The sequence below is a fragment of the Streptomyces sp. NPDC058289 genome, assembly GCF_042880975.1.
In the GTDB taxonomy this organism is placed as follows: Bacteria; Actinomycetota; Actinomycetes; order Streptomycetales; family Streptomycetaceae; genus Streptomyces; species Streptomyces stoeckheimensis.
This window is the reverse complement of sequence record NZ_JBHVYI010000107.1, coordinates 19,351-27,597: the sequence shown is the minus strand read 5'-3', so window position 1 is coordinate 27,597 and position 8,247 is coordinate 19,351. Positions and strand designations below refer to the sequence as shown.

11 protein-coding genes are annotated in these 8,247 nt (G+C 70.3%); 5 read left to right on the top strand and 6 right to left on the bottom strand.

Annotation, left to right across the window (positions count from 1 at the left end; all coding sequences use genetic code 11):
- Positions 1–228: hypothetical protein (locus tag ACFVX6_RS35435; RefSeq protein WP_356516801.1), on the top strand; the 228-nt coding region annotated here is incomplete at its 5' end.
- 171 nt (positions 229–399) lie between these two features.
- Here ACFVX6_RS35435 and ACFVX6_RS35430 read toward each other — a convergent pair.
- The gene (locus tag ACFVX6_RS35430) at positions 400–1,041 is read right to left on the bottom strand and encodes a DNA-3-methyladenine glycosylase (protein ID WP_389698575.1); all 642 of its coding nucleotides are present in this window, start codon (positions 1,039–1,041) and stop codon (positions 400–402) included.
- A 143-nt stretch (positions 1,042–1,184) separates the two neighbouring features.
- Between ACFVX6_RS35430 and ACFVX6_RS35425 the strand changes: the two genes are divergently transcribed.
- The 3 genes from ACFVX6_RS35425 to ACFVX6_RS35415 all read left to right on the top strand — a co-directional run bounded on the left by ACFVX6_RS35425 (position 1,185) and on the right by ACFVX6_RS35415 (position 3,234).
- Positions 1,185–1,967, top strand: a complete 783-nt coding sequence (locus ACFVX6_RS35425) for a sporulation protein (RefSeq protein WP_250742210.1) — start codon at positions 1,185–1,187, stop codon at positions 1,965–1,967.
- A 68-nt stretch (positions 1,968–2,035) separates the two neighbouring features.
- Entirely contained in the window at positions 2,036–2,569 is a 534-nt protein-coding gene (locus tag ACFVX6_RS35420; RefSeq protein WP_389698573.1) for a YbhB/YbcL family Raf kinase inhibitor-like protein, read from the top strand.
- Between the two features lie 161 nt (positions 2,570–2,730).
- Positions 2,731–3,234: an HNH endonuclease gene (locus tag ACFVX6_RS35415; protein WP_254387938.1), complete on the top strand. Its 504-nt coding sequence runs from the start codon at positions 2,731–2,733 to the stop codon at positions 3,232–3,234.
- A gap of 79 nt (positions 3,235–3,313) precedes the next feature.
- Here ACFVX6_RS35415 and ACFVX6_RS35410 read toward each other — a convergent pair whose 3' ends face one another.
- The 4 genes from ACFVX6_RS35410 to ACFVX6_RS35395 all read right to left on the bottom strand — a co-directional run bounded on the left by ACFVX6_RS35410 (position 3,314) and on the right by ACFVX6_RS35395 (position 6,604).
- Positions 3,314–4,084 (bottom strand): sulfite exporter TauE/SafE family protein, encoded by a 771-nt coding sequence (locus ACFVX6_RS35410; RefSeq protein WP_389698571.1) that lies wholly within the window; start codon positions 4,082–4,084, stop codon positions 3,314–3,316.
- Positions 4,085–4,174: 90 nt separating this feature from the next.
- Positions 4,175–5,182, bottom strand: a complete 1,008-nt coding sequence (locus ACFVX6_RS35405; protein WP_250742214.1) for an SPFH domain-containing protein — start codon at positions 5,180–5,182, stop codon at positions 4,175–4,177.
- Positions 5,183–5,312: 130 nt separating this feature from the next.
- Positions 5,313–5,744: an NfeD family protein gene (locus ACFVX6_RS35400; RefSeq protein WP_389698569.1), complete on the bottom strand. Its 432-nt coding sequence runs from the start codon at positions 5,742–5,744 to the stop codon at positions 5,313–5,315.
- 65 nt (positions 5,745–5,809) lie between these two features.
- Positions 5,810–6,604, bottom strand: a complete 795-nt coding sequence (locus ACFVX6_RS35395) for an ABC transporter ATP-binding protein (protein ID WP_389698568.1) — start codon at positions 6,602–6,604, stop codon at positions 5,810–5,812.
- A gap of 142 nt (positions 6,605–6,746) precedes the next feature.
- Here ACFVX6_RS35395 and ACFVX6_RS35390 point away from each other — a divergent pair, with 142 nt between their 5' ends.
- A complete protein-coding gene (locus ACFVX6_RS35390; RefSeq protein ID WP_389698566.1) occupies positions 6,747–7,526 on the top strand; it encodes a hypothetical protein in 780 nt (259 codons plus the stop codon).
- Positions 7,527–7,955: 429 nt separating this feature from the next.
- Here ACFVX6_RS35390 and ACFVX6_RS35385 read toward each other — a convergent pair whose 3' ends face one another.
- Positions 7,956–8,201: a chaplin gene (locus ACFVX6_RS35385; protein ID WP_243338617.1), complete on the bottom strand. Its 246-nt coding sequence runs from the start codon at positions 8,199–8,201 to the stop codon at positions 7,956–7,958.
- Positions 8,202–8,247: the final 46 nt, after the last annotated feature.

Genomic DNA, 8,247 nt, shown 5'->3' with positions numbered 1-8,247 from the left:
AAGGAACCTCATCCACCGAAATGGACGGGGTATCAACTTTTGGCGTTGATTTTTGGCACGCTGTTGAGTTCTCAAGGAACGGACGCTTCCTTTGTTCCTGTTTCCAGGCCCTCCGGGCGCTTCCTTCGTTTCCAACTCTACCAGATCATTTCCGTTGTCGTTTCCGACTCTGGATTTGAATTCGGTGACCGTTGGGGGTCTTTGCCTTTCGGCGCTCCACCACATTAGCGCTTATCCCGTGCGGCTCATAATCGGCCGTTCGGAATCGAATTCGGACATGCCGAATAAGACCCCGCCAGGGGTAAGTCGTAGGTAGTGGGTTGGCCGCTCTGGGGGTCTGCCGATAGCAGTGCCCCGTTCAAGCGGCTCGGGCTACGTTAGGCGTCCGCCGGGGCCGAGTCAAGTTGAGCGGCGGCGCGGCGCGTGGGCTCGGTACGGGCTCACCGTCGAGTCGTGGGTGATCCAGTAGCGGTACGGGTGGGCCGCACCGGCGCCGCCCACTCCGGTGCGGGGGCCGTGGCTCCGCAGGTCCGGCGGCACGGGGGCGCCGGCCAGCAGGGACAAGGGGGAATCCGTACCGCTGCAGAGGTCCGTGCCGTCCAGGGAGCGGTCCACGGCCAGCGCGGTGGCCAGGCGAGCCGGGCCTTTGGCCAGTTCCCGGTCGTTTCTGGCTGAAACTCGGCGTTTGCGGGCCAGCTCCGCACCCACGGTGATCTCCCCCGCCCGGAGCAAGACACCGCTCGCGTGGCCCGGCGGGCCGCAGACCAGGTTGAGGCTGAACCACATGCCGTAGATGAAGTAGACGTACGCGTGTCCGGGTGGACCGAACATCGACGCGTTGCGCGCCGTGCGGCCGCGGTAGGCGTGGGAGCCGGGGTCGGCTTCCCCCTCGTACGCCTCCACCTCCGTGATGCGCAGCTCCATGGGGCCGTCCGAGGTGCGGCGGACCAGGGTGCGGCCGAGGAGGTCCGGGGCCACGGTGAGGACCGGGCGGTCGAAGAAGGACCTGGGCAGGGGCGTACGGTCGGGGCGCGCGCTCATCCAGTCGAGCGTAGTGGACTGCGTACTCCTGCAACCGGGGCCTAAGGTTCCGCGTTTGTAGGGGTAGTACCGCGCGGAGTGGCGCGCACCTTGCCGAGCAGGACTTTTTCGAGCACGTCGTAGTCGTATAGGGGAGTCAGAGCATGGGGTTCAGGAAGCTGTTCGCGAGCCTGGGTGCCGGTGGTGCTTCGGTCGACACCGTCATCACCGAGCCGAACGTCGTTCCGGGAGGGATCGTCCAGGGCGAGGTGCGGATCCAGGGCGGGTCCGTGGAGCAGCAGATCGAGGGGCTGTCCGTCGGGCTCCAGGCGCGGGTGGAGGTGGAGGGCAACGACCAGGAGTACAAGCAGGACGTGGTCTTCACCAAGCAGCGTCTCGGTGGTGCCTTCCAGGTGCAGGCGGGCGCCCTGCACGTGGTGCCGTTCGGGCTGGAGATCCCCTGGGAGACGCCGATCACCCACTTCGGGGGGCGCCAGCTGCACGGGATGAACATCGGGGTCAGCACGGAGCTGGAGATCGCGCGCGCGGTGGACGCCGGCGACCTCGACGCGATCAACGTGCACCCGGTGCCGGCGCAGCAGGCGATCCTCGACGCCTTCGCCCAGCTGGGCTTCACCTTCCGCAGCGCGGACATGGAGCGCGGGCACATCCGGGGGACGCGGCAGACGCTGCCCTTCTACCAGGAGATCGAGTTCCTGCCGCCGTCGCAGTACCGGGGGCTGAACCAGGTCGAGCTGACCTTCGTGTCCGACGGGCGCGAGATGGACGTCGTCCTGGAGATGGACAAGAAGCCGGGCCTGTTCAGCGAGGGCAGCGACACCTTCCGCTGCTTCCAGGTGGGGCTGCAGTCCTACCAGGGCACCGACTGGGCGGCCTACCTGAACCAGTGGATCTCGTCGGTGGGTTCGCAGCGCAACTGGTTCTGAGCGGATCTAGGCTCGGTGCCGGTACAGGTACCGGTCAGCGTCGACCCAACCCAGTAGGAGGTTCCGCAGTGGCCGAGCAGAGCAGGGCGCCGCTCCCCCACGATTTCCATCCGGCGGTGCACGCGTTCACCGTGAGCAGTGCGGAGCTGGAGCCCGGGGCCGATCTGGGGTCCGCCCAGGTGCTGTCCGGTGGGAACGTATCGCCGCACCTGCGGTGGGAGGGGTTCCCGGAGGAGACGAAGAGCTTCGCCGTGACCTGCTTCGACCCGGACGCGCCGACGGGGAGCGGGTTCTGGCACTGGGTGCTCTTCGACCTGCCGGTCTCGGTCACCGAGCTGCCGGCGGGGGCGGGCAGCGGGAAGTTCGAGGGGCTGCCCGCCGGGGCCGTGCACGTGCGCAACGACTACGGAACGCCGGATTTCGGCGGGGCGGCTCCCCCGGCCGGGGAGCGGCACCGTTACGTGTTCACCGTGTACGCGGTGGACGAGGAGAAGCTCGGTCCCGGCGCGGACGCGTCGCCGGCCGTCGTCGGGTTCAATCTGCGGTTCCACACGTTGGGGCGTGCGCAGCTCATCGGTGAGTACGAGGCTCCCGCAGGCTGAGCGTTCCGCCCTTCGTTCTCCGAGCGTTAGCCCGGTCCTGGTCTAAAGACGGCCGGGACCGGGCATTTTTATTGCGTTGTCCCGCGTGGCGCGCGCGACCAGAGTGGTTGCGGGCCTTGCCGCCAGGGTGGTCGCGGGCCTGCACACGGGAGGTGGGCGAGATGCGGGACACGCTGGTGCTCAACGCGAGCTTCGAGCCGCTGTCGACGGTGACGATGAACCGGGCCGTGGTCCTGGTGCTCCAGGACAAGGCCGTGGTCGAACAGGCGCATCCCGAGTTCCGTGTGCGCGCGGCCACGATGGAGCTTCCGTTGCCGCGGGTGATCAGACTCTGCAGGTACGTCCGGGTGCCCTTCCGGAGACATGCTCCCTGGTCACGGAGGGGGGTGTTGATCCGGGACCAACACCGGTGCGCCTACTGCGGGAAGCGCGCGACGACCGTGGACCACGTACTTCCGCGGGCTCAGGGCGGTGGGGACACCTGGCTGAACACGGTGGCCTCGTGCTCCGAGGACAACCACCGCAAGGCGGCCCGGACTCCGGAGGAGGCGGGGATGCCGCTCCTCCGGAAGCCCTTCGTTCCCTCGCCGGCCGACGCCATGCTGCTCGCGCTGGGGGTGGGCGGGCGGGAGGCGCTGCCGGAGTGGCTGGAGCGTTCCGCTTAGGGCCGCGAATGATCGCGTAGGGCGGGATCCTCCCGCCGGGTAGACGGCTGCGCTGGGCGACGTACGTTTTCTACGTCGCTCAGCGGAGCAGCAGTTGGACGATCGCGATGATCCCCACGGTCACGATGACGGCGCGCAGCACGGTGGGCGGCAGGCGGCGGCCGACCTTGGCGCCGAGCTGGCCGCCGATGGTGGAGCCGACGGCGATCAGCAGGACGGCCGTCCAGTCGAACTCTGCGACGAAGAGGAAGAAGACGGCCGCGATGCCGTTGACCATCGCCGCGACGACGTTCTTCACCGCGTTGATCCGCTGGAGGTCCTCGCGGAGCAGCAGGCCCATCAAGCCGAGGTAGAGCACGCCCTGGGCGGCGCCGAAGTAGCCCCCGTAGGCGCTGGAGAGCAGCATGCCCGACAGCAGCAGCGGGCCGCCGTCGGGGTGGGCGGTGTCGCCTCCCGCGGCCTCCTGGCGCCTGCGCAGGGCGGCGGCGAGCCGGGGCTGGAAGACGACGAGCACGAGGGCCAGGCCGATCAGGACGGGCACGATCGTGTCGAAGGAGTCCGACGGCAGGGTGAGGAGCAGGATCGCGCCGGCGAGTCCGCCGACGAGCGAGACGGCGCCGAGCCGGAGGATGCGGGCGCGCTGGCCCTGGAGCTCCTTGCGGTAGCCGATGGCTCCGCTGATGGAACCGGGTACGAGGCCCAGGGTGTTCGAGACGTTGGCCGTGACCGGCGGCAGGCCGGTGGCCAGCAGCACCGGGAAGGTGATCAGGGTGCCGGAACCGACGATGGTGTTGATGGTGCCGGCGCCGATGCCGGCCGCGAAGACCGCGAGTGATTCCCAGATGGACATGGGCGGGGTCGTCCCCTTTGCATGAGTGAGTCGCCTCCCCGCCGTGAAGGTCGAGGGGCCTCACTGATCATGCCGGAGGGGACGGCCCGTTCAGTCGATGGGGGGCTGTTCGCGGCGTTCCGCGGCGTCCTTGTCGCGAGCGGCCGGGATCCCGCCGCCGGCGCCGCCGTCCTTGGCACCGTCCCTGCCCGCGGGCTGCGGGTTGAAGCCGGAGGCGGCGCCCATCGGGCCGAAGTTGCCCATCGCTCCGGAGAGGCCCTTGAGGGCGTCGCCGATCTCGCTCGGGACGATCCAGAGCTTGTTGGCATCGCCTTCGGCGAGCTTCGGGAGCATCTGGAGGTACTGGTAGGCGAGCAGCTTCTGGTCGGCGTCGCCGGCGTGGATGGACTCGAAGACCGTGCGGATGGCCTGCGCCTCGCCCTCGGCGCGCAGGGCCGCGGCCTTGGCGTCACCTTCGGCGCGCAGGATGGAGGACTGCTTCTCGCCCTCGGCGCGCAGGATCTCGGACTGGCGGACACCTTCGGCCTGGAGGATCGCGGCACGCTTGTCGCGGTCGGCGCGCATCTGCTTCTCCATCGAGTCCTGGATGGAGGTCGGCGGCTCGATGGCCTTGAGTTCGACGCGGTTGACGCGGATGCCCCACTTGCCGGTGGCCTCGTCGAGGACTCCGCGCAGGGCCGCGTTGATCTCCTCGCGGGAGGTCAGGGTCCGCTCCAGGTCCATGCCGCCGATGATGTTGCGGAGCGTGGTGACGGTGAGCTGCTCGATGGCCTGGATGTAGCTGGCCACCTCGTACGTCGCGGCGCGGGCGTCGGTCACCTGGTAGTAGATGACGGTGTCGATGTTGACGACCAGGTTGTCCTGGGTGATCACCGGCTGCGGCGGGAAGGGGACGACCTGTTCGCGGAGGTCGATCCGGTTGCGGATCGAGTCGATGAACGGGACGACGATGTTGAGGCCCGCGTTGAGGGTGCGGGTGTAGCGGCCGAACCGCTCGACGATGGCGGCGCTGGCCTGCGGGATCACCTGGATCGTCTTGACCAGTGCGATGAAGACCAGAACCACCAGAATGATCAGGACGATGATGATCGGTTGCATGCGGTTCCCCGTGCCCTTCCGGCTGTCTGTGCTGCCCCGTTCAGCGGAGTCTCGCAGACCCCGGGGCCGCGGGTCGGCTGCTTGCCCACATGCGGCGTGCACACAGGTGGGTTGCTCACGTGCTGGTCCGTCACATGACGACGGCGGTCGCCCCGTCGATCTCCACGACGTCGACGGACTGACCCGGTTCGAAGGTGATGTCCGCGTCCAGGGAGCGCGCCGACCAGATCTCGCCGGCGAGCTTGATCCGGCCGCCGCCGCTCGCGTCCACGCGTTCGAGGACCACGGCGCTCCGGCCCCTCAACGCGTCGATTCCGCTGCGGTGTTGGGGTTTCTGGTTGCGGTGCCGGTTGGCGATCGGGCGGACGACCGCGAGGAGCGCGACCGACACGACCACGAAGACCAGGATTTGGGCGACCACTCCCCCGCCGAGGGCCGCCGTGACGGCGGCCGCCACCGCTCCGGCGGCGAACATGCCGAACTCGGGCATCGCGGTCAGGACGAGGGGGATGCCCAGTCCGACCGCGCCTATGAGCCACCACACCCACGCGTCGATGTCCACATGGTCATGGTAGGTCGGGTGGGCGCGGTCCGGACAGGGTGCGGGAAGCCCGGCTGGTGCGCGAACTACCGCAGGGGCAGGCCCTGGGCGGTCCAGCGGTCGTTCTCGTTGCGCTCGACGACGAGCGGCAGCCCGAAGCAGAGGGAGAGGTTGCGGGAGGTCAGTTCGAGGTCGAGGGGTCCGGCCGCGACCACCTTGCCCTGACGGATCATCAGCACGTGCGTGAAGCCGGGGGCGATCTCCTCGACGTGGTGCGTGACCATGATCATCGAAGGGGCGAGCGGATCGCGGGCGAGCCGGCCGAGGCGTCGTACGAGGTCTTCGCGGCCGCCGAGGTCGAGACCGGCGGCGGGCTCGTCGAGCAGCAGCAGCTCGGGGTCGGTCATCAGCGCACGGGCGATCAGGGTGCGCTTGCGCTCGCCCTCGGAGAGGGTGCCGAACTTGCGGTCCAGGTAGGGCGTCATGCCGAGGCGGTCGAGGAAGGCGCGGGCGCGCTGCTCGTCGATCTCCTCGTACTCCTCCTGCCAGGTGGCCGTCATGCCGTACGCGGCGGTGAGGACGGTCTCCAGGACGGTCTGGCGCCTGGGCAGCTTGTCGGCCATCGCGATGCCGGCCATGCCGATGCGGGGGCGCAGCTCGAAGACGTCCACCTTGCCGAGGGTGCTGCCGAGGATGGTGGCGGAGCCCTTGGTGGGGAAGAGGTAGCTGGAGGCGAGGTTCAGCAGCGTGGTCTTGCCGGCGCCGTTGGGGCCGAGGATCACCCAGCGCTCCCCCTCCTTGACCGACCAGGAGACCTGGTCCACCAGAGCCCGGCCCTCGCGGACCACGGATACGTCCACCAGCTCCAGAACATCGCTCATGAGCGTGTTGTCTCCCCTTGCAGTCTCGGTTCGTGTGCGCCGCCCCGTGTCGGTGGGCGCAGCCCCAGGGGAAAACCTACGCCACTCGGGGAGGGCTCCGGGCGCGGGCCCGGGTCCGGGGGGCCGTCCGTAAAGTGGGGGGATGCTTTTCGAACCGCGTTCAGGGCGGCTGGCCGCCTGGGGGAACGCTCTGCTGGCCGGTCTCGTCTCGCCCGACGAGGCCGTGTTGTCGATCGTGGGCGAGGACTCCGTGCACCGGGTGGAGGGGCTGCCCGGGGAATCCGGCCCGGTGGGCCTCACCCTGGCGCTGGGCCGGCTGCGGGTGCTGGGCGTGAGCGGGCTGCGGATCGCGCTCCCGGCGCCGGGGCATCCGCTGGGGCTGAGCGGGCCGCCGGAGTTCAACGCGAGGGCGCTGGACGCGGAGGAGGCGGTCGTCGCGGTGGGTGCGGCGGTCGGGCTGGTCCCGGAGGTGCACGAGGCCGGGCCGGCGGGTGATGTGCACGTGTCGGTGACCTGGCACTGCCTGCCGGTACGGGAGGCCCCGCCGGCGGACGTGCCGTCGCTCGGCGAGGCGGAACGGGAACTCGCGGAGGCGCTGCGCGAGGCCACGGTGGTGCTGACCCGGCTGGACGTGGCCGGATCCGGGCCGGTCGCGGAGGCGGCGCTGTCCGCGTACCGGGCACGGACGGAGGCCGGGCGGGACGCGCTGGCGCCGGGGTATCCGCCGCGGGCGGTACGGGTCCTCTCGCTGGCGCAGCGCGTGGACCTGATGGTGTCGCTGGCGACCGAGCGGGGGCACGGGGCGGCGGTGGCCGCCTCGGAGATGGCGGCCCGGGCGGAGGCGTTGCGGCCCGTGGAGCGGGTCGCCCGGCGGGCGCTGGTCGCCGCGTACAACTCGGCCGTCGAGGAGCGGCTCCGGTAGTCGCCGGCCGCGGGGGGTGCGGAGATCGGGTGCGGCACCGTTGCGCGGGCGTCCCCGGCTGCGCCGGGCTTTCCGGGGCGCCGCCCCGGACCCCGCGCCTCAAACGCCGGCGAGGCTGGATTTACCCGGCTGCGCCGCTCGCTGGGTGGCCGCAGGCAGCGCCGCTCACCGAGGGGCCGGAGCGGTCCGGCTGTGGCGGAAAGGCATCGGCCCCGCTTCCCAGGGAGAGGGGGGAAGCGGGGCCGAGGTGTGTGGCCGCTACGCGAGCCCGGCGCTCACGCCGGACGGAGTCCGGTGCAGCGAGGCGAAGCCTGCGGAGCAGTGCGAGTGCCGCGTCGGAAAAGGTGCCGGCGCAGCAGTGCGAGCACCGCGTTGGGCAAGGTGCGCCTGCGGAGCGGTGCGAGTGCCGCGTAAGGAACGGGGGTGGGGTCAGTTGTTGACGCCCGTGTTGCCCCAGGCGCCGTTCAGCAGGCCGATCACGTTGACCGAGTTGCCCACCACGTTCGCGGGGATGTGGACGGGGAGCTGGAGCTGGTTCCCCGCGGCCACGCCGGGCGAGTTCAGGGCCTCGCCCTCCGCCGACGCACCGCCGTGCGCCGACGAGACACCCGCGCCGGCGGCGAGGAGGCCGCCCGCGATCATGGTGACGGCGGTGGCCTTCTTGAAGTTCTTCACGTTCTCGTCCTCCAGTACGTCTGCCGCGACCAGCCGCCGCGGCACG

Bases quoted from the DNA above. Each gene is read 5' to 3' on its own strand.
- ACFVX6_RS35430 (WP_389698575.1), bottom strand. From the start codon at position 1,041: ATGAGCGCGCGCCCCGACCGTACGCCCCTGCCCAGGTCCTTCTTCGAC.
- ACFVX6_RS35415 (WP_254387938.1), top strand. From the start codon at position 2,731: ATGCGGGACACGCTGGTGCTCAACGCGAGCTTCGAGCCGCTGTCGACG.
- ACFVX6_RS35390 (WP_389698566.1), top strand. From the start codon at position 6,747: ATGCTTTTCGAACCGCGTTCAGGGCGGCTGGCCGCCTGGGGGAACGCT.
- ACFVX6_RS35425 (WP_250742210.1), top strand. From the start codon at position 1,185: ATGGGGTTCAGGAAGCTGTTCGCGAGCCTGGGTGCCGGTGGTGCTTCG.
- ACFVX6_RS35405 (WP_250742214.1), bottom strand. From the start codon at position 5,182: ATGCAACCGATCATCATCGTCCTGATCATTCTGGTGGTTCTGGTCTTC.
- ACFVX6_RS35410 (WP_389698571.1), bottom strand. From the start codon at position 4,084: ATGTCCATCTGGGAATCACTCGCGGTCTTCGCGGCCGGCATCGGCGCC.
- ACFVX6_RS35395 (WP_389698568.1), bottom strand. From the start codon at position 6,604: ATGAGCGATGTTCTGGAGCTGGTGGACGTATCCGTGGTCCGCGAGGGC.